The organism is Candidatus Marifrigoribacter sp. Uisw_064 (assembly GCF_047730175.1).
GTDB lineage: Bacteria > Bacteroidota > Bacteroidia > Flavobacteriales > Flavobacteriaceae > Marifrigoribacter.
Genome location: NZ_CP159833.1, coordinates 2,616,448 through 2,641,802 on the forward strand (window position 1 = coordinate 2,616,448; position 25,355 = coordinate 2,641,802).

23 protein-coding genes are annotated in these 25,355 nt (G+C 30.0%); 8 read left to right on the forward strand and 15 right to left on the reverse strand.

From position 1 onward, the window contains the following. Positions 1-36: 36 nt before the first annotated feature. The gene (locus ABXT64_RS11720; protein ID WP_443633120.1) at positions 37-1,233 is read right to left on the reverse strand and encodes a hypothetical protein; all 1,197 of its coding nucleotides are present in this window, start codon (positions 1,231-1,233) and stop codon (positions 37-39) included. 353 nt (positions 1,234-1,586) lie between these two features. Further along, positions 1,587-4,358: an excinuclease ABC subunit UvrA gene (uvrA, locus tag ABXT64_RS11725; RefSeq protein WP_443633121.1), complete on the reverse strand. Its 2,772-nt coding sequence runs from the start codon at positions 4,356-4,358 to the stop codon at positions 1,587-1,589. Positions 4,359-4,680: 322 nt separating this feature from the next. On the opposite strand from uvrA, the gene ABXT64_RS11730 reads away from it, so the two are divergent. Continuing rightward, entirely contained in the window at positions 4,681-5,265 is a 585-nt protein-coding gene (locus tag ABXT64_RS11730; RefSeq protein WP_443633122.1) for an RNA polymerase sigma factor, read from the forward strand. A 233-nt stretch (positions 5,266-5,498) separates the two neighbouring features. On the opposite strand, the gene ABXT64_RS11735 is transcribed toward ABXT64_RS11730, so the two are convergent. After that, entirely contained in the window at positions 5,499-6,158 is a 660-nt protein-coding gene (locus ABXT64_RS11735) for an endonuclease III domain-containing protein (RefSeq protein WP_443633123.1), read from the reverse strand. A 30-nt stretch (positions 6,159-6,188) separates the two neighbouring features. Here ABXT64_RS11735 and bcp point away from each other — a divergent pair, with 30 nt between their 5' ends. After that, entirely contained in the window at positions 6,189-6,647 is a 459-nt protein-coding gene (bcp, locus tag ABXT64_RS11740; RefSeq protein WP_443633124.1) for a thioredoxin-dependent thiol peroxidase, read from the forward strand. Here the strand turns inward: bcp and ABXT64_RS11745 are convergent. Further along, on the reverse strand, positions 6,644-8,092 hold the full coding sequence (locus tag ABXT64_RS11745) for a TonB-dependent receptor (protein ID WP_443633125.1): 1,449 nt from the start codon (positions 8,090-8,092) through the stop codon (positions 6,644-6,646). The genes bcp and ABXT64_RS11745 overlap by 4 nt on opposite strands. Before the next feature lie 96 nt (positions 8,093-8,188). On the opposite strand from ABXT64_RS11745, the gene ABXT64_RS11750 reads away from it, so the two are divergent. Both ABXT64_RS11750 and ABXT64_RS11755 read left to right on the forward strand, forming a co-directional pair. Continuing rightward, a complete protein-coding gene (locus ABXT64_RS11750; RefSeq protein WP_443634968.1) occupies positions 8,189-8,953 on the forward strand; it encodes an MBL fold metallo-hydrolase in 765 nt (254 codons plus the stop codon). Positions 8,954-8,955: 2 nt separating this feature from the next. Further along, entirely contained in the window at positions 8,956-9,453 is a 498-nt protein-coding gene (locus ABXT64_RS11755; RefSeq protein ID WP_443633126.1) for a hydrolase, read from the forward strand. Here ABXT64_RS11755 and ABXT64_RS11760 read toward each other — a convergent pair. The 4 genes from ABXT64_RS11760 to ABXT64_RS11775 all read right to left on the reverse strand — a co-directional run bounded on the left by ABXT64_RS11760 (position 9,450) and on the right by ABXT64_RS11775 (position 13,711). After that, on the reverse strand, positions 9,450-10,103 hold the full coding sequence (locus tag ABXT64_RS11760; RefSeq protein WP_443633127.1) for an alpha/beta hydrolase: 654 nt from the start codon (positions 10,101-10,103) through the stop codon (positions 9,450-9,452). The two genes, ABXT64_RS11755 and ABXT64_RS11760, sit on opposite strands and share 4 nt — an antisense overlap. Before the next feature lie 115 nt (positions 10,104-10,218). Beyond that, positions 10,219-10,539, reverse strand: a complete 321-nt coding sequence (locus ABXT64_RS11765; RefSeq protein ID WP_443633128.1) for a hypothetical protein — start codon at positions 10,537-10,539, stop codon at positions 10,219-10,221. Further along, positions 10,536-11,792, reverse strand: coding sequence for a dihydroorotase (locus ABXT64_RS11770; protein ID WP_443633129.1), 1,257 nt, complete (start codon positions 11,790-11,792; stop codon positions 10,536-10,538). Before ABXT64_RS11770 ends, ABXT64_RS11765 begins: the two co-directional genes overlap by 4 nt. Continuing rightward, the gene (locus ABXT64_RS11775; RefSeq protein ID WP_443633130.1) at positions 11,789-13,711 is read right to left on the reverse strand and encodes a BatA domain-containing protein; all 1,923 of its coding nucleotides are present in this window, start codon (positions 13,709-13,711) and stop codon (positions 11,789-11,791) included. The genes ABXT64_RS11770 and ABXT64_RS11775 overlap by 4 nt, the downstream gene beginning before the upstream one ends. 144 nt (positions 13,712-13,855) lie before the next feature. Here ABXT64_RS11775 and ABXT64_RS11780 point away from each other — a divergent pair, with 144 nt between their 5' ends. Then, complete coding sequence (locus tag ABXT64_RS11780) at positions 13,856-15,739, forward strand: M61 family metallopeptidase (RefSeq protein ID WP_443634970.1); 1,884 nt, start codon at positions 13,856-13,858, stop codon at positions 15,737-15,739. 53 nt (positions 15,740-15,792) lie between these two features. Here the strand turns inward: ABXT64_RS11780 and ABXT64_RS11785 are convergent, their stop codons facing one another. Then, complete coding sequence (locus tag ABXT64_RS11785; protein ID WP_443633131.1) at positions 15,793-16,569, reverse strand: TIGR02757 family protein; 777 nt, start codon at positions 16,567-16,569, stop codon at positions 15,793-15,795. A gap of 49 nt (positions 16,570-16,618) precedes the next feature. Here ABXT64_RS11785 and ABXT64_RS11790 point away from each other — a divergent pair, with 49 nt between their 5' ends. Next, on the forward strand, positions 16,619-17,527 hold the full coding sequence (locus ABXT64_RS11790; protein WP_443633132.1) for a hypothetical protein: 909 nt from the start codon (positions 16,619-16,621) through the stop codon (positions 17,525-17,527). 4 nt (positions 17,528-17,531) lie between these two features. Here the strand turns inward: ABXT64_RS11790 and ABXT64_RS11795 are convergent, their stop codons facing one another. Both ABXT64_RS11795 and ABXT64_RS11800 read right to left on the reverse strand, forming a co-directional pair. Continuing rightward, positions 17,532-18,197 (reverse strand): ABC transporter ATP-binding protein, encoded by a 666-nt coding sequence (locus ABXT64_RS11795; protein WP_443633133.1) that lies wholly within the window; start codon positions 18,195-18,197, stop codon positions 17,532-17,534. 50 nt (positions 18,198-18,247) lie between these two features. Next, on the reverse strand, positions 18,248-20,758 hold the full coding sequence (locus ABXT64_RS11800; protein ID WP_443633134.1) for a DUF5916 domain-containing protein: 2,511 nt from the start codon (positions 20,756-20,758) through the stop codon (positions 18,248-18,250). A gap of 283 nt (positions 20,759-21,041) precedes the next feature. On the opposite strand from ABXT64_RS11800, the gene folE reads away from it, so the two are divergent. Further along, complete coding sequence (gene folE / locus ABXT64_RS11805; RefSeq protein WP_443633135.1) at positions 21,042-21,641, forward strand: GTP cyclohydrolase I FolE; 600 nt, start codon at positions 21,042-21,044, stop codon at positions 21,639-21,641. Positions 21,642-21,681: 40 nt separating this feature from the next. Continuing rightward, positions 21,682-21,990: a hypothetical protein gene (locus ABXT64_RS11810; protein ID WP_443633136.1), complete on the forward strand. Its 309-nt coding sequence runs from the start codon at positions 21,682-21,684 to the stop codon at positions 21,988-21,990. Between the two features lie 157 nt (positions 21,991-22,147). Here the strand turns inward: ABXT64_RS11810 and ABXT64_RS11815 are convergent, their stop codons facing one another. The 4 genes from ABXT64_RS11815 to serC form a co-directional block, all read right to left on the reverse strand. After that, complete coding sequence (locus tag ABXT64_RS11815) at positions 22,148-22,648, reverse strand: DUF6787 family protein (protein WP_443633137.1); 501 nt, start codon at positions 22,646-22,648, stop codon at positions 22,148-22,150. Next, positions 22,645-23,058 (reverse strand): DUF6146 family protein, encoded by a 414-nt coding sequence (locus ABXT64_RS11820; RefSeq protein WP_443633138.1) that lies wholly within the window; start codon positions 23,056-23,058, stop codon positions 22,645-22,647. The genes ABXT64_RS11815 and ABXT64_RS11820 overlap by 4 nt, the downstream gene beginning before the upstream one ends. A 189-nt stretch (positions 23,059-23,247) precedes the next feature. Then, the gene (locus ABXT64_RS11825; protein ID WP_443633139.1) at positions 23,248-24,204 is read right to left on the reverse strand and encodes a D-2-hydroxyacid dehydrogenase; all 957 of its coding nucleotides are present in this window, start codon (positions 24,202-24,204) and stop codon (positions 23,248-23,250) included. A 44-nt stretch (positions 24,205-24,248) separates the two neighbouring features. After that, on the reverse strand, positions 24,249-25,316 hold the full coding sequence (serC, locus tag ABXT64_RS11830; RefSeq protein WP_443633140.1) for a 3-phosphoserine/phosphohydroxythreonine transaminase: 1,068 nt from the start codon (positions 25,314-25,316) through the stop codon (positions 24,249-24,251). Positions 25,317-25,355: the final 39 nt, after the last annotated feature.

Consider the following 25,355-nt stretch of genomic DNA (forward strand, 5'->3'; position numbering starts at 1 on the left):
TATTTAACAGGGGTTTCAAACTAACCAACCAAAAAATTATCCTCTACTTCTCTTTGTTACTTTCCCTTTTGAACGACTGTTACTTTTTTTGTTAACAGTAGTCTTAGGTCTAGTTTGCGAAGTTCTCTTTGTTACGGCTCTCTTTTGAGAACCTGAACGAGAAGTAGTACTTCTTTTTACTGTATTTCCTCTACTTTTTGAAACAGAGCTTCTTTTATTATTAGATTGAACCACTGGTCTTCCTTTAGAATTATTCACCGTAGTATTTTTTCTTTTTACTACGCTGTTATTATTTGTGTTCTTTCTATTATTATTTTTAACTTCTTTCCTTTTTGAAGTAACTGGCTTTCCTCTATAGATATCACCTCTATTTGTTGATGCAGACTTTCTCTTGCTAACGCCACCTCTTTGAGTTGTAGTTACAGGTTTCCCTTTTCTTGGGTTTCCTCTAAGAGAAGAATTAGTTACAGGACTCCCTTTTCTTACATTTAAAGCAGCTGCTTTATTTCTTCTACTTGACTTATATTGTTTGTTTACAGCAGTTCTTCCATTTCTATTATGAATTCTACTTCCAGGTCTGTAAAAATTTCTTCTACCATTTGTATATGAGTTACTCTGACCTCTATTTCTATAATATCTATTATGGTGATTGTAACTATATCTAACAGGCGAGTAATGATTTCTATATGCATAATCATATACTACACAATGAGAGTAGAATGGTCTTGCATAAAATACATGCCATGGACGGTATACATAATATCTATTCCAAGAGTTGATATAACCAGAACTATAAGAATAATAACCGAAGTTGTTATAATGTAAGTTTAATCCACCCACACGTACTATACGTCTATTGTTATATCTAATATCAACACTACCTACTTGAGTAATACGTCCATATGAATCGTAATAAATAGGAATGTCTTCTATTTGAATTACAGCTCCATAATCATCATACTGAACAAACATATCATAATCATGACCTGAATTAAAACTGATGTTTACATTAGGAGATCCAACCGAAACATTTACTTCTGTTCCGCTGTGTCCACCTACATAGACAAAATCAAATTGTCCATCAGGAAAGATTGAAAATTCTACATTGTTTTCTACAAATATGTATGAATTGTCATTATTTGTAATGTAATGGTTTTGAATATTTTCTGAAGCTGCTTTGCTTGAGAAACTAATTGCTAAGATTCCGATTACTAATGTGATTAATTTTTTCATGATTTTAATATTTAAGGTTTGTACTTACTATAATTCTTTTTGGTTGCTGTACGTTTTATACTAACCAATGACCGTGCCAAAATTTTAAAAAACCTATATACAGGGACTTAACAATGATTTGTGTTTTATTTTCTAAATGAAGAACCTTTTACTAATACAAAAACCCGCCTTCGAAAAGATCGAAGACGGGTTTTAAAACTAACTAACTAACTAACTAACCAAAAAATTATTTATAAATTTAAAATGAATTTACATTGTATGTTTTCTTCATTTCTATCTGCAATCACTGTGCCATAACTATTTTTTGATCTTTTTTTTTGAATTATTTAACAAGTCAATCAATTAAATGAAAATTAAATTTTTCCCATTAAATACTTTGCGGTATGTGACTTTGCAACTTTTGAAACTTCTTCAGGGGTGCCTTGAGCAATTATTTGCCCACCATTTACACCTCCTTCTAATCCAAGATCAACAATATAATCTGCGCATTTAATCAAATCAATATTATGCTCCACAACAATTACGGTATGCCCATTATTTAACAAGGCATAAAAAGAATTTAAAAGCTTCTTGATATCATGAAAATGTAAACCAGTTGTAGGTTCATCGAAAATAAACAGTGCTTTTTCTTTGGTGTTTCCTTTGATTAAAAAGGAAGCCAATTTAATACGCTGTGCCTCACCACCAGAAAGTGTTGATGAACTTTGCCCTAATTGTACATAGCCTAAACCAACATCTTGGAGGGGTTGTAGCTTTTTAGTAATTTTTGTTTCATTATGTAAGGAGAAAAATGCAATGGCATCATCAACGGTCAAATGAAGAATGTCATTGATACTTTTGTCATAAAAATGTACTTCTAATACTTCTTTCTTAAAACGTCTTCCTTTACAGGTATCGCATTCTAAGTGAACATCAGCCATAAATTGCATCTCGATAGTTACTTCACCTTCCCCTTTACAGTTTTCACAACGTCCACCATCCACATTAAAAGAAAAATGTTTAGCCTTATAGCCTCTAATATCTGAAAGTTTTTGTTTGGCAAATAAGCTTCTTATGTCATCATAAGCTTTAATATAGGTAACGGGATTTGATCGACTCGAACGTCCTATAGGATTCTGATTGATAAACTCAACATTTTTAATGCTTGAAAAATCCCCTTTTATTGAAGTAAACTGACCAGGTTTTTCGCCATATCCTCCAATTTCTCTAAGAATAGCTGGGTACAATATTTTTTTGACCAAGGTGCTTTTTCCACTACCAGAAACTCCTGTAATAGCAGTAAAAGATCCAATTGGAAATGAAACATCTATATTTTTAAGATTGTTATGTCTTGCTCCAACTATATTGATGTATTGTTTCGCAACTCTACGTATTTTAGGAACTTCAATTGTCATTTGACCATTTAAGTATTTTGCAGTGAGGGAATCAGATTTTAATAAATCTTGATAACTTCCTGTTGCCACAACTTCACCACCAAAGGTTCCTGCTTCTGGTCCTATATCAATAATTTCATCTGCAGCTTTCATGATGTCTTCATCGTGCTCTACTACAATGACAGTATTTCCTAAGTCTCGAAGCGATTTTAACACTTCTATTAGACGTACTGTATCTTTTGGATGTAATCCGATACTTGGTTCATCTAATATGTACATAGATCCTACTAAGCTACTCCCTAGGGAAGTTGCGAGGTTAATCCGTTGAGATTCTCCACCCGATAAGGTATTAGATTTTCTGTTCAAAGTTAAATAGGGTAGGCCTACATTTATTAAAAATAATAGGCGATTTTTTATTTCAATTAATAGTCTTTTAGCTATTTTTTGTTCGTATTTATCTAAAGTTAACGACTCAAAGAAAGAAACTACTTTGTCTAGAGGTAGTTCGACTAAATCAATAATTGAAGTATTATTTATTTTCACAAAACTAGCTTCAGGCCTCAATCTTTTACCTTTACAAGTACTACATTTTGTTTTACCTCGATACCTTGAAAGCATTACTCTATTCTGAATCTTATAACTTTTAGATTCTAAATAAGTAAAGAATTCAGATAAGCCTTCAAAATGTTCATTGCCATCCCAAACCAATTGCTTTTGTTTCTCTGTTAACTCAAACCAAGGTTTATGAATAGGAAAATCAAATTTGTAAGCTGCATTTACTAATTGGTCACGGTACCAACTCATGCTTTCTCCTCTCCATGAAAAAATGGCATTTTCATAAACAGAAAGGGCAGTATTAGGAACTACTAAGTCATGATCGATTCCTATAACATCTCCATATCCTTCACAAGTAGGACATGCTCCATAAGGATTGTTAAAACTAAACAAATGTACATTTGGTTCAAGAAAAGTTGTGCCGTCTGCTTCAAATCGATTATTGAATTCTCTTGATTTATTATTTGAAAGTATTTCAATATATAATTCACCGTTTCCTTCAAAAAATGCAATCTCTATTGCATCCGCTAAACGATTATAAAAATCCTCATCATTTTTAGTAATGACACGATCAACTACTAAAAGAGTGCTTTCAGCATTATCTTTATAATCATCAATTCTAATAACATTACCGTTTTGTTTAATACGGGAGTAACCTTGTTGTGATAATGCTTGAAGTTTATTTTCAATCGTTCTTCCTTCTTCTAAATGAATAGGAGCTAGGAGTAATAATTTTTCACCCTCAGGAAAACTTTTTATAAAATCCAGAATATCAGTTAGGGAATCTTTTTTTACTTCATTTCCAGAAATAGGAGAATAGGTTCTACCAATTCGTGTATATAATAACTTTAAATAATCATAAATTTCTGTAGAAGTTCCAACAGTAGACCGAGGATTTGTAGCATTTACTTTTTGTTCAATTGCAATTGCAGGAGAAATACCCTTAATAGAATCAACTTTTGGTTTATTTAACCTTCCTAAAAATTGTCGTGCATAAGAGGAAAGACTTTCAACATACCTTCTTTGCCCTTCTGCATATAAAGTATCGAACGCTAGACTAGATTTTCCACTACCAGAAAGCCCAGTGATAACCACTAGTTTATTTCTAGGTATAGCAACTGAAATATGTTTCAGGTTGTGTAATCTAGCCCCTTGAATGATTATATAGTCTTTTGTATTTAATGTTTCAATATTCAAAATTATAGACTGGTTTTAGTCGAATTTTGCAAATATACCATTTCGAGAATGATTTTTTAAGTATGAAACATATAAAAATGGAATGTTATAATAGATAATCTTAAGTGTAAAAGGTTGCGTCTAAAAAGGAATAATCTATATCATTTATATACAATTTTGAGTAAAAATGTAAATTTTCCTTGCATTTGTAAGATGTTTGTTGTTATATTTACAATTCAGAATAATAATAAAAAACATTGCCTATAGCATAATTCTACTTTTTAAATAAAAATACATATTGAGCAACTATGTTTGTTGCTGTCTATTTTTTAAAAGTATCGTTATGAAAAAAACAAAAACTACAGATGCGCTTTTAGTAAGTGCATACATTAAAGGTAATGAATCCGCACTTTGCGAGCTTATTAGTCGTCACAAACAAAGAATCTACAGTTTTATTTACTCAAAAGTTTATGACAGAGATGTCACAGAAGATATATTCCAAGATACTTTTATAAAAGTTATTAAAACCTTACGAAAAGGAGGTTATAATGAAGAAGGTAAATTTCTACCTTGGGTAATGCGAATTTCACATAATTTGGTTATAGATTATTTCAGAAAGAATAATAGAATGCCAAAATTTGAGAACAATACTGATTTTAATATATTTTCTGTGTTATCAGATAATTCATTAAATGCAGAAAAAAAGCTTATAAAAGGACAGGTTGAAAATGATGTGAAAAGATTAATTGAAGAACTTCCAGAGGATCAAAAAGAAGTTCTTGTAATGCGTATTTATAAAGAAATGAGCTTTAAAGATATAAGTGAACAAACTGGTGTAAGTATCAATACTGCATTAGGAAGAATGAGATATGCACTTATAAATTTGCGCAAAGTAATTGAAAAACACAACATTGTATTAACAGACTAATACAATATTATATATTTTGCTGCGTTATTAGGTCACATTAACCTCTAAATATTGCGTATATGCAAAAATTGTACTCTGAAATATCACGTTCGGAACGCGTGAACAAAAACATGGTTCCAAAAGAAGAAACGATAAAGTTTCTTCTGGATTATTCGAAGGCTTTAAGTGTTATTAATTATAATAATTTAAAGTTTGAAGTACTTCTAAACTAAACTTTGGAAAAACCTCGGAATTTATTTCGAGGTTTTTTTATAATATTCATTTAGGACCGATTTTCTACCTATAGTTTTAGTAATTATATCTTTTTCTAAACTCCAACCTCGAGCTGGAGAATATTGTCTTCCATACCATATAATTTGTAAGTGAAGTTTATTCCAAAGATCCTCAGGAAAAATTCTTTTTGCATCTTTTTCAGTTTGAACTACATTTTTACCATTTGTAAAACCCCAACGGTACATTAAGCGATGTATATGTGTATCGACTGGAAATGCAGCTACATTAAATGCTTGTGACATAACTACACTTGCTGTTTTGTGTCCTACCGAAGGAAATGACTCTAATGCTTCAAAGCTTTGAGGTACAATTCCATTATATTTTTCAATTAAAATTTTGGAAAGACCGTAAATTCCTTTAGATTTCATTGGAGAAAGTCCTACAGGCTTAATTATCTCTCTAATTTCTTCTATAGAAATTTTTACCATATCATAAGGATTATCTGCAATTTCAAATAGAAGAGGAGTAATTTTATTAACTCGCACATCTGTGCTTTGAGCCGATAAAAGTACAGCAATCAATAACGTATATGGGTCTTTATGATCTAAAGGAATAGGAACTTCAGGATAAATTTCATTTAATATTTTTATTGCAAAGTTTACCTTCTCTTGCTTTGTCATTTTGCGTATTTTTACACAAAAGTAAACTAAATGAAGACATTACAAAAAGGTGATATTGTCCCAAATTTTTCTTCAATAGATGAAGAAGGAAATACCATACAATTTTCAGATTATAAAGGGAAAAAATTAATTGTTTTTTTCTATCCTAAGGCGAGTACTCCAGGGTGTATTGCAGAAGCTTGTAATTTAAGAGATCATTATAAAGAACTGCAAGAAAAAGGGTATAATTTACTAGGAGTAAGTGCTGATAGTCAAAAGAGACAGAGTAACTTTAAAAATAAATATAACTTTCCATTCCCATTATTAGCTGACGAATCAAAAGAGGTAATCTATGCTTTTGGAGTTTGGGGTCCAAAAAAGTTTATGGGTAAAGAATACGATGGTATTCATCGCAAAACTTTTATTATTGATGAAAAGGGACTAATAGAAAGAGTGATCGAAAAGGTGAAAACTAAAGACCACGCTGCTCAAATACTTTCTGGAAATTAACTTTTAGTAGATTTTGATTTATATCCAAATAGTTGTTTCTGTTTAATTATTTCTGAAACACCAGCTGGTAACATGTCTTCCCATCCATCATCTTCATTTTCTATTTGAGTTAATACTTTTCTAGAGAAAATATTTAAGTTATCTGTGTTAAAGTCTTCAATGTCAACTACTTTTCCATTGTATTTGAAGAATTTATATAATTCCTTCATGCGAGGATGCACTTTTAAGTTTTCACTATTAATGTATTCTCCCGTTTTTGGATTTAACATTGGATAGAGATACACTTTTAAATCTTTAAAGAATAATTTACCAAATGCTTCTAATATACCACCACTTAAATGGCGATAGTATTTTTCATCGAATATATCAATTAGGTTATTAACTCCTAATGTAAGTCCCATTCGCTTTTTAGTATATTCAGAGAAATAATCAACTAATTTATAATATTCCTGAAAGTTTGATATCATAACGGTATGCCCTAAAGAACAAAGTAAACGAGCTCTTGACATAAAGTCTACTTCATTTATCTCTCCTTCAGCACGAAGGTTTGAAAGAGTTATTTCAAAAATTACTACGGTATTCTCAGGATCAACTCTTTTTTCTTTTAAGAACATTTCATACGATTTCTCAAACATATCAATATTCACATTAGTAACGGGTCTAAAACTACCTCTTAATGTAAGAATGTTTTTCTTATATAAAATACGTGCTGGTAGAATATTATTACCATCAGGTCCAAACATTACAGCATCGGTCATTCCATTTTTTACTAATTGTAGACTCATTAATCGATTGTCTACATTTTTAAATAGAGGTCCAGAAAAATTAATGGTATCAATTTCTATTTTATCATGATCGATATGATCATATAAATAACGAAGCAATTTTTTAGGTTCATCATATTTATAAAATGCGCCATAAATTAAGTTGACTCCTAAAGTACCAAGCGTATTTTGTTGTAAAGTTGCTTCATTTTCACGAAAACGAATATGAAGCACTATTTCATTATATTCACCATTTGGTTCTACTTGATATTTAATACCAATCCAACCATGGCCTTTATATTTTTTCGCAAAATCAATGGTAGCAACCGTATTTGCAAAAGAAAAGAACAATTTATTTGGATGTTTTTCTCTTGAAATACGTTGTTCAATTAAATTAATTTCATGAGAAAGCATTTTTTTTAACCGAGACTCAGTAACATACCTTCCGTCTTCTTGAACTCCATAAATTGCATCACTAAAGTCTTTATCATATGCAGACATTGTTTTTGCAATAGTTCCTGAAGCACCGCCAGCTCTAAAAAAATTACGAACAGTTTCTTGTCCAGCTCCTATTTCAGAAAAAGAGCCATAAATGTTTTCGTTAAGGTTTATACGTAATGCTTTACTCTTAATTGAAGGAATATTCTCTATTTCTTTATCTCCACTAATTTTAATTGACATAGCAATAAAATGTTTTGTTTAATTTTTAATCAAAGGTACTAAATACAATAGGTAAACAAAAAAAATACTGTTATTTTTGTTCCAATGAAATCTACAATTTCTGTCACTTTTTTAGGAACTGGAACTTCGCAAGGAATCCCCGTTATAGGCAGTAATCACCCTGTATGTAAAAGTTCTGATTTTAAAGATAAGCGTTTACGTGTCTCCCTTTTAATTTCTTGGGATCATTTTAAATATTTAATAGATTGTGGTCCAGATTTTAGACAACAAATGTTGCGAGAAGATTGTAAACAACTAGATGGTATTCTTCTTACACATGAACACAGTGATCATACTGCTGGAATCGATGATATTCGTCCTTTTTATTTTCAGCAGGGTAATATTCCATTTTTTGCTCAAAACCGTGTATTTGAATCTCTTCATAAACGATTTGATTATATTTTTGAAACTGAAAATAAGTATCCAGGTGCACCTACAATTGATGAGCACAAGATTAATAAGAATACACCGTTTATAATTGGAGGTAAGCAAGTGTCACCTATTGAAGTATTGCATAGTTCACTTCCTATTTTGGGTTTCAGAATTGATGACTTTTGTTATTTTACAGATATGAAAACTATTTCTGAAGAAGAATTAGAAAAAGTAAAAGGCTCAAAAGTATTAGTAATTAATGCATTAAGAAATGAAAAACATCACTCTCATTTAAGCTTACCTGAAGCATTGGATTTCATAAAAATAATTAACCCAGAAAGAGCTTATTTAACTCATATAAGCCATATGTTAGGTTTTCATGAAGAAGTTGAAAAACAACTCCCAGAGAACGTATTTATAGCATATGACACCTTAAAAATTAAAATTTAGTTATGAAGAATCGTTTATTTATGTACTTATTTTTGTTTGCTTTATTATTCATTATTTATCAATATATGAATGAAAAAAGCATATTCGAAAGGCAAGAAAATAAAATAGAATCATTGAGAGCAAAGTTAAATCAGGAAAAAATTTCTGTTGATTCATTACAGCAAGAATTAGTGAATCTAAATTATTTTACACTTCAGGGTAATGATAATGCAATGTCGTATTTTGAAAACCTTGGATACAAAGCAATTGATATTGAACAGATGGTTTCAGATAATATATATGATCAAAATTTAGTAAAAGGAAACAACCCATTGGTTCCTTATGAAGGTTTAAATGGTGCAATGAAAATTAATAAACTTAAGTTTTTAAACCATAAATGGATTATAGCAGATTATACAGATGGAACGTATTGGGGAGAAATGTTATTAGAGTTTTATATAGATGACAATAAGAGCTTAACATTATCTAACTTAGGTTCTTTACTATATACTACTAATTAATGCGATTCTAACCAAGCTTTGAGTTCATGAAAATTTTGGGGAGCCACACCATGTCCAACAGGAAATTCAGAATAAGCACAAGAAATATTTAATTCTTTTAAAAAAGGTGCTGTTTTTCTAGCCCAATCAACTGGAATCACTTGATCTACACTACCGTGAGAGGAGTAAACATTTAGGTTAGAAAAATCATTTTTTCTATAATCTTTGATACACATTTCTTCATCGATATAACCACTTAATCCAATAACGTTTTTAATTTTTTGAGGATAACTCATAGCAATAGAATAACTTAATATAGTTCCTTGACTAAATCCTAAAAGGGTAATATTATCTGCATCTATTTCGTATTTCTCAATGATTTCATTTATACATTGTAGCACTAGATCTCTAGATTCAATTGCTTCTTCTGTATTATTAAATTTACCACTTCCAGCATCAAAATATATCGAATACCAAGCATTACCTTGAGGAGGTAAGGGTAGTGGTGCTTTTAAAGAAAATATAGCATATTTTTCTGGTAATTCATTTGCAAATGAAAACAAATCATTCTCATCACTACCATAGCCATGAAGCATAATTATTGCAGGCGGTATTTTATTATTAATTGCAGCTTTATAGTTGTGCTCTAGGGGTAACGTTTGTTTATTCATATGTTTTCAAAAAAAAGAGACCGATTTAAACAGTAAATAACTGAGTTAATCGACATCAATAAATTTATAATATTTTTTTTGGATTAGTCTTTAATTCACTTTAAAGATCAGCTTTCTAATCTAAAAAATTAAACCACTCTTGAAATTTTTCATCTAGTATTGGTACTCCTTTTTTTTGATCTGTGATTGCCATAACGATAGAATACGCCCATAAAAAGAAGGCAATAATAAATAAAATTTCACCCAATAATATATTTACAGAAGCTTGAGTAACTTGTGAAACGAATAATAGTATAATAATACCGAACATGTTTTTAATATGAAATTTTGCAAATTCATATTTATGGTCAATATTCATAATGTAAGCAATGATGGTTCCTACGAAAGTAATATAGGAAATTACCGCAATGCCTTTGCCTAATGTATTTTTGCTCATTTGTTTATTATAAGTTTATTGTTTGCGAAAACGCCATACACTTTTCCGCGTAATGATTGGTTAATAAATGCTGAATTTTTTGAAGTAGATTTAATATCACTTTCATTAAAAGTCCATTCAACCTTTGGATTAAATAAAGTAATATCAGCTTTATTTCCTTCTGAAATAGAATTAGATTCTATTTTGAATCGCTTTTTTAAATTAGTTAGACGATCAATTACTTTCTCTGTCGCTAAAATTTTATTTGAAGCTCCAAAACAACTTTCAAATCCAATACTACCATACATTGCATGATCAAATTCAGTTTTTTTATGTTCTATATCTATTGGATTGTGATCGCTGGTTATACCATCAATCGTTCCATCTATAAGTCCTTTTATAAGGGCTTTACAATCCTTATTAGTTCTAAGTGGAGGTAGCAATTTATAATTAGTATCGAATTCATCTAATAAGGCATCTGTTAATACTAAATTTGATACTGCGACACTACAACTTACATTTAAACCTTTCTTCTTAGCATCTCTTATTAATGAGACACTCTTTTTAGTAGAAATTGTTGGTATATGTAGATTGCCTCCTGAATATTCTAATATATATAAATCTCTTATTATTTGTAGTTCTTCAGCTAGAGAGGGGATTCCTTTTAAACCTAATTTGGTGCTATTAATTTCTTCATGTACCATCCCTTGTTCAGCAATAGCTTTCTCAAAAGGAAATGATTGTATTAAACCTTCAAAAGATTGAGAATATTGTAAAGCAATTTTTAGAAGATTAGGGTTTTTAACAGGTTTTTGATAATCGTAAAAGGCAATTGCTCCTTCGTTTTTCATGTCAAATAGTTCGGCTAAATCTTTCCCTTCACTTTTTATAGTTAAAGCACCTATAGGATATAGGTTAACAGGACTTTTATCTGCTTGAGCATGTAAGTATTTAATATTTGATTTGCTATCCGTAACTGGGTTTGTATTCGAATTTATAGCGACATGCGTAAATCCACTGGCAGCAGCAACCTTTAATCCATTCTCTATGGTTTCTCTTTCTTCATATCCAGGTTCTCCAAACGATACACTAGAATCGAACCAACCTTGTGAAATATGCAAATCTTTTAACATTATTTCTTTGCTATTTTTTGAATTAACTATAGCAGCTCCAATTTTTGAAATAACACCATTTTCAATTAAAACATCTCTCTTTTTTAAATGATGCGAAGAGGTAGCATCAATGATTGTGGCAGATTTTATTAAAATATTCATTTATAGAATTTTAAAACTAACATTTCTAAAAGTAGAAATAATATTGCAAAAATAACAAACCATTTCCAATAACTATTAATTGTATTTTCTTCTGTAATAGAATCGAATAGAGTAGTCACTGAATTATATACGCTAACTCCATTCCATTCATTTACATCCATATAATTTAGATTACTTTCATTGCGATGGTAATTATAACTCACTTTTTTAAAAGTTTCGTTCTTATTAACAATTGAATAAACCCCAGCTGTATTAGGATCTTCTTCTGTTGTAATCATAACATGAGAAGATTTACTTTGTTGCAATGGGATTATACTATGCAAACTATCTTGTAATTTTATAATTTCATCTTGAGCCAATTGAATAGGTACTGCATATCTATTTTGTTCACCAATAGTATAATATAACTTTGGCAAAGGCAGACTATTTTGAGCAATATTATAGAACGTTGGAACTATTAAAGGTGAACTCTGAAAATTCGAGTTTTCATTATTTATAGGTGCTGTAAATACAAAGGTGTTATTTTTTTGTACTAGAAAAGCTTGGTTATCTTCATATTTTAGAAGGGATGAAGCACTTGTATTTAAATTAAAAAAGGAATTAACTTTAGGATATTGAAAATTCAATACTTTTTTCTCGAAAACACCTTGATATAAAGGATGTTCAAAAGCAATTTGAGAAATTTTCTTTTCTTGATCAATTAGTTCAGTAAAACTTCCAGATTTAAGCAGAGTCAATAATCGATTATATTCATTCAAATCTCCTTTTTCTGAAGGTATAATTAATATAGTTCCACCATTATCTGAAAATGATCTTAATGCGTCTGTAAGTGAAGCAGGAACAGTTTCCAGTTCATTTAATATCAATAAATCTTGATTTGGTAATTCACTATAATCTAAATTGTTAGATGATAAATATTTATAATTAAATTCTGTTTCATTAAACAACCTTTGAGTGAACTTTGAAGGTGCATCATTAATAGAAATTACATTAATTTTATGAGTTAAGTTAATATTAAAATATAAACTATTATCAAACAAAATATTGGGTTCGTCTATTGATACTTTTCCGTTAAACTCTTTTTTAGTTTCTAAATTAAATTCTACAGTTTTAGTGTTTTTTTCTGAAAAATTTAAAGAAGTCTTTGCGATTAATTGAGCCCCGTTATGTAGCGATATTGGAATTTCTTCTGTGGTACTATTTTGAGCACTTAATTGTACTGTAAGTATCATTTGATCAATCTTTTTATTTGAAATATAGGCGGTGTCAATACTTATATTACTAATAACCTTAGGTTCTAATTGTACGGCTTCAATGTTTAAAGAGTTAGAAATTTCAGGAAAAGCTTCATTTTGCTGAAAATCTGAAATCATAATCAGCTTTTTTTCAGCATTTATATCTTTTGAAAATAATTGATTTGCCTTTAATAAAATCGCCCTTAATGGTAATTGTTTTTGTGTATAATCTATAGAAAGCACCTCTTTTTTAAATTCATCTATTGATACACTCTTTTTAACCTCATTATTAGTAAACCAATTAATCTTCTGACTTGATTTTGGAATTTCATATAATTGCTGCAAAGCCCTTTTTAATAGAGGCCCTTCTTCTCCTTTAGCCTGCATGCTAAATGAATTATCAATATAGATGACGGTTTCTTTTTCAGTATTTAAAGCAGTTTTTGAAGCAGTAAATGGTTGTACAAAGGCTAGAATAATACAAGCCAAAGCTACTAAGCGTAAAAATAAAGTCAACCATTTTTTTAATTGAGAACTCTTTCGAGTCTGTATGGTTACTTTTTTTAAAAAAGCCACATTAGTAAAGTCTACTTTCTGAAATTTTCTTAGTTGAAATAAGTGAATAAAAATAGGAATGAGTAGTAGAAAAAGTGCGTAAAGAAGTTCAGGGTGTTTAAACTGCATTCATATAAATATTTTTCAAAGATACTAATTGCATCAGTATTTGTGAATATCATTTGCACAATTTTATATTTTAACAAAACCTTATGTTTTTAAGACGTAACACAATACTCATTTACTCGTCAATTAGAAAAATAAATTTTTATCATAAAAAAAATACTAGTAGCAGTAATTACAATTGCTTTTTTAGCAAGTTGTAGTACTCCAAAAAATGCCATAAATGATTTAGCTGTTTCTAATCCAATAGAAACCGAATTAGATTTAACCAACGTTGTAGATGATAAGGTACCGGTACTTATTAATCCAGGTCGTTTTACGCAAGAAACAGTTATATATCGTTTGCCTAAAGTAGTGCAAGGAACCTATGCTGTTAGTGACTTTGGTAGTTTTATTGATGATATAAAAGCGATAGATTATAATGGCAATGAGTTAACTATTACAAAAGTAGATACTAATACTTGGTCTATTAGTAATGCTATCCAACTAGACAAAATAACGTATTGGGTAAATGATACGTTCGATATTGAAAACTCAGGAGACAAGCCAACTCCTTTTTCACCTTCAGGAACTAATATTCATCCAGAAAATTATGTGTTGAATTTACACGGTTTTATTGGTTATTTCGATTCATTAAAAAATAATCAATACAAGTTAGAAGTAGCTGCACCAGCTAGTTTTGTAAGAACTTCAGCCCTGCAAAATGTAGGGAATAAAACCAGTGAGGATGGTAACAATATAACCTCAAGTTATTTTGCGCCAAGGTATTTTGATATTACCGATAACCCAATGATGTATGGAAATTTAGATGTTGAAGAATTTGAAGTAGGAGGTATTAAAATTATTTTAAGTGTTTATTCACCAAACAAAAAACATACAGCCTCAAAAATTAAAGAGACCATGTTTAAATCTATGCAGGCTCAAAAAATGTATTTGGGAGATGTTGATAGTACTCCTCGGTATGATATATACTTATACTTAGCAGAACAAGGGGAAGATTCGCCAAAAGGTTTTGGAGCATTAGAACATCACACTTCTACTGTTGTTGTATTTCCAGAAGATGCTCCTGCAGAAGCATTAGCTCAAAATATGATAGATATTGTTTCTCATGAGTTTTTTCACATTTTAACACCATTAAGTGTACATTCTGAAGACGTACATTATTTCGACTATAATAAGCCAACTTTTTCAAAACACCTTTGGATGTATGAAGGGGTAACAGAATATTTTGCTTCTTTATTTCAAATAGATCAAGGTTTAGTTTATGAAGATGAATTTTACAGTAAAATGATGGGTAAAATTCAAGCAGCAGCTGGTTTAGATGACACAATGAGTTTTACTTTAATGAGTGAAAATGTCCTAGAAGAACCTTATGCAAGCAATTATTTTAATGTATATCAAAAAGGAGCTTTAATAGGTATGTGTATCGATATCATGTTAAGGGAAGAAAGTAATGGTAATAAAGGTATATTATCATTAATGAAAGAATTATCTAATAAATATGGAAAAGATAAACCTTTTGAAGACGATAAGATTTTAGAAGAAATTGCTTCAATGACTTACCCGTCAATACAATCTTTTTTAGATACCCATGTTGTTGGAACCACACCTATTGATTATAATATATTCTTTGAAAAAGTTGGTTTGGAAGTATCTGAAAGTAAGGTGGAAACCAATTATATTCAAAATGCAGGAGCCTTAATTGTTGGGGCAAATCCAGAACAGGGTACTATCTTTTTTAATAATTTAGTTGAAAATAATAGTTTTTGGAATGAACAAGGTGTGAAGTCTGGAGATATTATAAAAACGATTGATGGAACTGAAATAAATCTGCAAAATGCAAATCAGATTTTCCAAGAAGTATTTATGTGGCAACCAGGGAAAGAAGTAAAAGTTGTTTTAAATAGAAATGGAGAAGAAGTAACTATTGGAACAACATTAATTCAATCCTATACAAATGGAAAAAAATTACAGCAAAGTGAAACGGCTACTGAAGCTCAAAATAACTTACGAAATGCTTGGTTAAAGGGATAATTAAATTCAAAATAAAATTAAGAGAGCCTTTCAGAAATGAAGGGTTTTTTTTATTAAAATTCTTCAAAAACACCTAATCCAAATAAGGCAAAATCGTATTTTACAGGGTCTATAGGATCTAGATTTCTTAAAGAGGTGTCCAGCTCTAGCAGCGCCTTTCCGTCGTTTTGCTTTCTATTTAAAAGACCTAATTTTCTAGCGACATTTCCACTATGAACATCTAAAGGACAAGAAAGTTGTGATGCCGATAATGTGTTCCAAATACCAAAATCTACTCCGGTAGCATCATTTCTAACCATCCATCTTAAAAACATATTGATTCGTTTTGCAGCTGAATTTTTTAAAGGATCACTTACATGTTTTTGTGTTCTATGAGGGTGTGGGATACTAAAAAATAATTGCTTAAATTGATGAATAGCAGGTTGTAATGTAAAAGGTTGTTCATGCTGTTTAAATAGGTTCTCTAGGCCACCATGCGTAGTATAAATATATTTTAATGCTTTTAAAAAGTACGCTAAATCTGAAGCATTAAAAGTTCTATGTACAAAACCTGAAATCTTATCAAATTCTTTTTCAGAATAATTCATTACAAAATCATAGGGTGAGTTACCCATAATGTTTACAAGCCTTTTACCATTGTTAATAATACTTTTTCTGTTTCCCCATGCAATTGTAGCTGTTAGAAAACCGATAACTTCTATATCTTCTTTTTTAGAAAAAAGATGAGGTATCTGTATGGGATCCGTTTCAATAAATTTTGGTTGATTATAAAGTAAGACTTTTTCATCTAAAAACTCTTTGAGCTCATTTTCTTGTAGCGGATAAATCATTGATGAAATAGGTTTTTTAAACATCTACCAAATTACTATATTTATGCAAATGAAATCAATTAAAGATAAAATAGCAAAATTACCCAAAGGAGACGTGCATAACCATTTGCATTTAGGGGGATCGATAACAAATTTTCAAAAAAAGTATTCAAATTATAATATTGAATTCCCTAAAACTTATAATGGCTTAGGGGGGATGATTGACTTTATTTATAATGATTTAAATAAAGCTATGTTAACTGGTGATGATGTTATCTTTTTCATGGAAAATGCTATAGAAAGTAGTATCGATGACAATATTGTTTATCTAGAGGCAAGTGTAGATATGAACCTTATCCGATTCTTTGATCAATCTTTAGATCGTCTTTTAGAAGTTATAAAAGATTTGAAGTATAAATACCATTCAAAAATTGAATTTTGTCCAGATTTAGGGGTTAATAAAGACTTAGATATAGATCAAGTTTATAGAGATGGATCTAAATGCATTCAATCTGGAATTTTTAATGGCATCGATCTATATGGACAAGAAGTAGGTAAAGATCTAGATGTTTTTGTTGAATTATATCAAGAAGCCAAATTAAATAATCTGACAACTAAAGTTCATATTGGAGAATTTTCTAATCACGATTCAATAGAGTATGCAATTAATATATTGAAGCCAGATGAGTTGCAACATGGTATAAACGCTATAGACTCAATAAATACTATGAATTTAATTTTAGAAAATAATATTCAATTAAATGTTTGCCCGCAAAGTAATATCTCTCTTGGAACTGTGAAAAATATTGCTGAACATCCCATTCGGAAATTATTTGATCATGGTATAAAGGTTACTGTGAACACAGACGATCTTATTCTCTTTGATGCTACAGTTTCTGATCAATTGATTGATTTATATGAAAATGATATCTTTTCATTTGAAGAAATAGAGAAGCTATGTAGAAATGCTATAAAATAATAGATTAATGATTCACGATTAAGCCATCTTGCATCACTAATTTGCGATCAGCCATATCTGCTAAATCATTATTATGGGTAACTATAACAAAGGTTTGTCCAAATTCATCTCTTAATTTAAAGAATAAATTATGCAGATTTTCAGCACTTTCAGTATCTAAGTTTCCACTCGGTTCATCTGCTAAAATAATGGATGGATTATTCATTAATGATCTAGCGACAGCAACTCGTTGTTGTTCTCCTCCAGAAAGTTCATTTGGTTTATGTAATTCTCGATGGCTAAGGCCTAAAAATGAAAGTAATTCTTTAGCTCTTTTTATCGCTTTTTCTTTTGGTGTATTATGAATAAATGCTGGAATACATACATTCTCTAAAGCATTAAATTCAGGTAATAATTGATGAAATTGAAAAATGAAGCCAAGGTTTTTATTTCTGAAAGCTGCAATTTCATTTCTTGAAAGACTCGATATATTTGTGTTGTTAATATTCAATAAAGAGTTATCAGTAGTTGCAAATGTATCTAAAGTTCCGAGTATCTGTAAAAGCGTGGTCTTTCCTGCTCCTGATGCTCCAACTATAGAAACTATTTCACTTTTTTTTATAAAGAGATCAACCCCTTTTAAAACGTGTAATGAATCGTAATATTTGTGAATATTTTTAGCTTCTATCATAGGTATACTATCAGGCAATGAAAATAATACTTTATGATAGATCAAACAAATTAAATAATTTTTGATTTCCGACTTTTAAATACCTTTTTTAGGTTATTATAATCTAAAAAATATTGAAGCCTTACTGAAAATGTTTGATTTATTGGTTGATCAAATAAAGATCCTATGCTATCAAAGTATGTTTCTTCAGACATTGAATCTCTACTAAATAAGCTATTTCTATACAATGCAGTTAAAAAACTTCCAGGAGCAACTTGCCAGGTGTAACTTAAATCTAAGTTCCATGTATTAAAGTTTACATTGGGATCATCGATATCGTCAGTTGTATACCCATCATTTGTATTTAAAAATCCATTTTCTGCTAATACAAATAAGTTGGAGTCGTAATTTACGGTAGACCAAAAATTCCTAAAAGAAAGAGATAAGCTATGTGATGGATTAAATGTATAGTTACCTGAGATGCTATTTTCTAAAGAAAAGATATCACGCTCTCCAAAAATAATATTTTCATCAATTTTATTTACATATCCTCGACTTCCCATTGTATTTCGCAATGTAAATTTATAGCTTACCCTAAATTTGTCACTGAAACGTATTGTAGGTTCTAAGCCAAAACCATAACCATATAAGTCTCTTTCCTTGTCAAATGCATGAAAAGTATATACAAAGCCTTCTAGAGAAAATGTTTTATTGCTATTGGTTTCAAACCAAACTTCAATGTTTCCAATATTTTTAAAAATAAAAAAACGTTTATTATCAAAATCACGCGGTTCAAAATAATCGTATTGTTTGCCAATTTCAAAATTTATATTACCACCAAACCACATCAATTTTTTGGTCTGGGCATTCAGATTTATCCCAGCATTTGCACCAGTATAACTACTTGGTTTGTATAGCATTCTGTAATTCAACCATGTATTTATTCTGAAATTATTTAATTTCTCAGTAGGCTCAAAAATTTGGTAGGACGCATCAATACCGAAATTATTAAAATTGTTTCTGAAGTTTAAACCTAGATCATTGATATCATAATCGGTATTCGCGGAAGAATGGTCAAAACTATATCTAAATTTACCACTGATTTTTCTAATCATAAAAAAGGTGCTATATCCAGTTTTTAAATTTTCTTCACCTGGTAAATTTACATTACTCATTTTAATTTGTCCACGTACATTGAACGTATTTTTTTTAGTTGAAATATCAGCTAAAACACCTGTTACATTTGAATCTCTAAAACTACCATTTCGAGTAACATTAGTATTAATTAAGCTTACGGAAGAGTTCCCGTTAAACTGTTGATCTATAATAAATAGGTTATAATTGGCTAAAGGTTCTGTTACTCTACTTCTATATGTGATCGTTGAATCTAGAATAGCATCTGTATTTTCATTACGAATATATTCTGTGGTACGAATTCTAGCTTTTGTTTTTTCGGTAATGGCATTTAAAAATCCAATTCCTAATCCTTTTTTAGTACGTCCTGAGATTTTAACTGCATTTAAAGTTTTTACTTCTTCTGGATTCTCTAACACTTCTTCATTAATATCACCCGTTGAAATAAGTTCATCATATACATCATTTAATCCTATAGGATCATTACCAATACGTCTTGAAAAAAATAAATCACCTTTATTAAATAGATCAACCCCTTCTTTAAAAAATTGCCTTTGTTCACCAAAAGTTTGTTCAAAAGGTCCAAGATTTAAGGTGACATTATCAAAAGCTGTTTGACTAAAATCAGGAATTAATGTCGCATCTAAAGTGAAATTTTCTGTAATTCCATATTTAAGATCTAATCCAACTTTTAAATCATTTTCAGTAGTACCACCAAAATCATTTAAAATACCAGAAACAAAAGGATAAAAGTTTAAACGAGTTGGAGGTGAAATATTAGTTATACCGTTTAGGACTCCATGATAGAGACCAATATTTCCTTTCGTTCTATCTATAGCATTCCAAGTGTATTGCGAATTATCTAATCTAAACCTACGGTGAAATTGTATTCCCCAGGTTTGTACTTCATCATTAGAGAAGCGTAATGCTCTATAAGGAATTTTCAGTTCTACAATCCAACCATCATCAACAATTTTTACAGCACTATCCCAAACGGCACTCCAACCAAAATCTTCACCATTACTAGGCGTTGCTATTGCATCTGCTTGAGTTCCAGTGCTAAATACAAAAAATTCTGTATCATTTTGAGCATCATTATTAGGGTTAAGCATAACACCAAAAAAGTCTGAATTTCCAAAATTATCTCGACTAGTTAACTGTTTTTGAATATCTTCAGGTTTATCCATTAAATATGCTGCAACATAAATTGCATCATCATCATAGGTCATTTTAACAATTGTTTTTTGATGTGGTTTAAGCGTAACGCCCATTTCAGGTCTAAATTGAATAAAGTCTGTAGCTACTTCAACATTCTGCCATGCATCATCATCTAACACTCCATCTATTTTTGGTGCTTTATCAGTCCTGACTATGTTAAGAGATTTTTTATCTTGTGAATATGATAAACTAATAAAAAGTAAAGAAAGAATTACGAAAGTATATTTCATTGTGTAAGTTTGATAATGTTTTAAAGACAACTAATTTTATTAAATGTTACACATCTACAACAAAACTATACTAGTGAAATAGGATTTTTGCCAATTATAAGTTAAATGCTTTATAGTTATATGTTAATATGTATATTTAATTTTCAAATAATAATAATAATAGAAAAAGTAATATTTGTTTGAGGGAGTTTTTTCATATAAAATAACTATACTTTCAACTTGTAATTACACCTAAAGTTGACAAAATAAATGCTTTTTTTGCAGATAAACTTAAAACAGAATAATGGGATCATATCGCTTTTTTGAAGAATATAATCAACCAGTAACGGATGATTTAAAAGAACACTATAAAGGTATTTTAGAACGTATCGGTGAGGATACAAGTAGAGAAGGAATATTAAATACACCTGAAAGGGCTTCAAAAGCAATTCAGTTTTTAACTTCTGGTAATTCTCAAGATCCTGCTGAAATATTAAAGAGTGCAATGTTTTCTGAAGATTATAATGATATGGTGATCATTAAGGATATTGAGTTATACTCGCTTTGCGAGCACCATATGCTGCCTTTTTTCGGTAAAGCTCATATCGCATATATACCTAATGGACATATTGTTGGGCTGAGTAAAATACCGAGAGTGGTAGATGTTTTTGCTAGACGATTGCAAGTACAGGAACGATTAACACATGACATTTTAGAATGTATCAATACTACTTTAAACCCGCTAGGAGTTGCTGTGGTAATTGAAGCTTCACATATGTGTATGATGATGCGAGGGGTACAAAAACAAAATAGTACTACAACAACTTCAGGATTTAGAGGTCAATTTGAAAAAATAGAAACTAGAAATGAGTTTTTAAAACTTATTGCCAGCAACTTATCCTAAAAGGTGGTACATTTTTTGATTTATTTTAGTAATAATTACTATGGACAAAACAAAATATAAACTTTTAAAAAAAGGAATTCTTTATGACCTAATAGGAATGTCTTCTTTATTTATACCGGTTGTTGGACCATTTTTAGATTTAATTTGGGCACCAATTGCTGCAAATAAAATGAGTAACATGTATAAAGATAATGAAGGAAAATTAGCCTCTGTCATTGTTTTTTTAGAAGAGATTTTACCTTTTACAGATTTTATACCAACATTTACACTCATGTGGTTATATACTTTTGTTTGGAAAAAAGAAGAAGAACCTATCCTTCAAACTATTGAAGTTGAAATAAATGAATAGTAAAAAAGTTTTAAGTGTAAAACTTATATTTCTTCCCATATTTGAAATGCCTTCAGAATTTTAGTCTAGACAAATGTGAATAAATTGAATAGCAGCAGGAAGAAGCATTATTATGATTAATAATAATGCAGAGAAATTTGGTATGTTATGTAGTACCTTATTCTTCATCTTTTAATAAAAACCCAATTTTCATTTTACGCATCATTCTCTTTTCGAAACTCCAAAAGAAATTAAACTGTCCAAATATCCAACCTATTAACAATAATAGAATTTGATAAAAAATAAACCCTATTAAAATATAAAGAACCCAATATACCGAAGGATGTAGGTTGTCTTTTGTAATTCCTAATAGTTTTATAATAGGTTTTCCAACAAAAACACTACTGGTGCCTGTTATTGCAAAAACTATAAAAACACGTATCATTTCCCAACGGTATTCTAATTCCCATTTTTTTTCTAATTTAGTGAAGAGAAATAAAGTGAATTTTAAAAGAACTATTGAAAGAACTAAAGTCGATATAACTTTGAAAAGCATAGAATCTTTCACAAATAAATTAGATAGTTTATACGAAGAATATATAAGTCCAATAAGCCCTAGAACAGGGAAAATTAATTGCCAGTTAGACTTTATATCCCATTGATTTTTAAATGTATTCACTTTAGATTTTGTTTATATTGTTTTTCAAAATATTTAAAATAATTAAAAAGTAAATAATTTACTTCTAATCCGTAATGTATCGTTGAATCGTAATCAATTTCTTGAGTATATAATCTTCGGTTATATTTTATATCTTGAACCCTTCTATTGTATTCATAGACGTATCTTCTATTCTTGCTTTCTAAGTATATTACTCCATTAAAATTTCTTGGCGGTTGACTCATCAACCATGCATTAAATCCTGGTTCAATAATAATAATTTCATACTCTAACTCTTCATTCGCTATATGAATGGTGTCATTTTTAATCGTCTGACTTTCAGTGTTATTAGCTCCTTCTATTGTAGATTTCCCAGATTCACAACCATAAAAGGCTAGTGTTAATCCAAAAAGGGTTAATAAAATCTTCATTTTTTTTATAAAATTACTAAAATATTAACTTACACCTTATTTTTTTAACAAAAAATAAACCATCTCAAAATATTGAAATTTTTTGTTATATATATTGTAAACTAATTTTGTTTTTCTAAGTCACTTCATAATAAATCCACAAAACAAACCTATAAATTAAATAACTGGTTTCTTTTGATGTACGAATGCTTAAGCTCTTTTTAAAATGCTTTTAATTTGTTCTGCTAACTCTGTTCCGATTCTATCTTGCGCTTCTTTTGTAGCAGCACCAATATGAGGTGTTAATGATGTTTTCCCATTCATTAAGACTTGAATTGCTGGAGTTGGTTCACTTTCGAAGGTGTCTAAAGCCGCAAATGAAAGTTTTTTACTGTCAAGAGCTTCAATTAAAGCAACTTCATCTATAACTCCTCCACGCGCAGCATTAATAATAGCAGCACCATCTTTCATAGACGCAATTTGTTTTTTACCAATGATATATCCCTTTTGTGCAGGAACATGAAGGGTTATGAAATCACTATGTTTCAATATATCTTCAAAAGGTTCAGTTTCTATTTCTACATTGATAAATTGTCCATTATAAAATTCAACTTTAATAGTAGCTTCTCCAACATATTTATCACTTGCAATTACTCTCATGCCACATCCAAGTGCAATTTTGGCAACTTCTTGACCGATACGACCAAAACCAATAATACCTATCGTTTTTCCACGTAACTCTCTTCCTTCGGCATAATTTTTCTTTAAATCCTTAAATTTTGAATCACCTTCTAAAGGCATATTTCTATTAGAATCATATAAAAATCGAACGCCACCAAATAAGTGTGCAAAAACTAATTCTGCTACAGAAGCAGAAGATGCAGCAGGAGTGTTTATAACATGAACTCCTTTTTCTCGTGCATATTCTACATCGATGTTATCCATACCAACACCTCCGCGTCCTATAATTTTAATACTTGAACAAGCATCAATTATATCTTTTCTAACTTTTGTAGCGCTTCTTACTAATACTACATCAATTTTGTTTTCATTGATATAATTTATTAATTGTTCTTGAGCTACTTTAGTTATGATTACTTCAAAACCAGCTTCTTCTAAATTATTTATACCAGTTTGTGATATCCCGTCGTTTGCTAATACTTTCATGCTATTGCCCTTTAAAGGGTGTTTAATGTTAAACTTTAATTACTTTATGCCCCTAGTTCTAGTTCCTTCATTACATCTACTAAAACGGCTACACTTTCTATGGGTAACGCATTATACATCGATGCTCTATAACCACCAACACTTCTATGGCCTTTTAGTCCGTTGATTCCTGCAGCTGTCCAAAGTGAATTGAAACGATCATTCAATGAATCATCGGTAAGATTAAAGGTAGCATTCATATTAGAGCGATCTTCTTTATTTGAAACAAACCCCTTAAACAAAGGGTTTCTGTCTATTTCATTATATAATAAAGCAGCTTTTTCATTATTAATTTTTTCAATAGCTGCTAAACCGCCAATATCTTTTAACCATTCTAATGTTAACATTGAAACATACACAGGAAAAACAGCTGGGGTATTAAACATACTATCTTTACTGATATGTACTTTATAATCTAGCATAGAAGGGATTTGTCTTGAAACTTTTCCAAGAATGTCCTCTTTTATAACAACTAAAGTAGTGCCAGCGGGTCCCATATTTTTTTGTGCTCCTGCATAAATCAAATCGAATTGAGAGAAATCCATTTGACGAGAAAATATGTCACTACTCATGTCACATACTAATTTCACATTGGTTTTTGGAAACTCTTTAAGTTGTGTTCCAAAGATAGTATTATTACTTGTACAATGAAAATAATCAACATCGTTTGGAACACTATAATTTTTAGGTATATAATTGAAGTTTTGATCTTTAGATGAAGCCACTTCAATTACTTCTCCAAGCATTCTTGCTTCCTTTAAAGATTTGTCAGCCCAGGTGCCTGTATTTAAATAAGCTGCTTTGTTTTCAAGTAAATTATTTGCAACCATTAAAAATTCTAAACTAGCACCTCCTTGCAGAAATAAGGCTTTATATCCTTTATTTTGTAAGCCTAAATGTTCTAAAGCTAAAGAACGAGCATTTTCCATTACATCAACAAAATCTTTACTTCTATGTGAGACTTCAATTAAAGAAAGGTTTAAATCATTAAAATTTAATACAGCTGCTGATGCTTTTTGAAGTACTGATTGTGGTAAGATACAAGGTCCAGCACTGAAATTGTGTTTTTTCATGAGTGTTTTATTTCTTATGCAAAGATGCTAATTCTATGA